Raw genomic sequence first — 613 nt, forward strand, 5'->3', positions numbered from 1 at the left:
ATTGCCACCATTGCGAGCGGTTCACTGTTTTGAAGTTGTTGCGAGAAATCTGAGTTTCTCTCTTGCTGCCGAGGAGCTTAATGTGACGCAAAGTGCGGTGAGCCATCAGATTCGCTTACTTGAAGATTATTTGGGCGAATCGCTTTTTATTCGCCAAGGTCGCAAGCTTTCACTATCGGATACGGGCGCGCGGTATTTAGAAGACATCAGCCCGGCTATTAGTTCAATTGCGATGGCGAGCCAAAAGGTGCGAGAAGGGGATAAAGGCAGTATTCGCCTAGCGATTTACAGCTCGTTGGCGGTGAAGTGGTTGATCCCACGTTTGGCAGACTTTAAGCGCTTGTATCCTGAAATCGACCTCACACTCAATATGGTCGCGGGCGATCCAGAGCAAACGGACAGCGTGGGCGACTGCTTTATTACTGTGCAAAAACCGAAACGAAACTATATGGCGGTTAAGCTTTATGCTGAAACGCTGTACCCAGTTTGTAGCCATAAAATTTGGAAAGAAATCCAAGACCAATCTATCCCCGACGCACTGTGGCAATATCCCATTCTCTCTACAGATTCTATTTATCGTGAGCGAGGGAAAGATTGGGCCGAATGGTGCAAA

At 47.8% G+C, this 613-nt stretch carries 1 protein-coding gene; it reads left to right on the top strand.

Going from position 1 to position 613, the window contains the following annotated elements:
* Position 1: 1 nt before the first annotated feature.
* Positions 2-613, top strand: a 612-nt coding sequence (locus R7190_RS28710) for a LysR family transcriptional regulator (protein WP_318138041.1), incomplete at its 3' end; no start/stop codon positions are given.

Source organism: Vibrio sp. 1078-1, assembly GCF_033340475.1.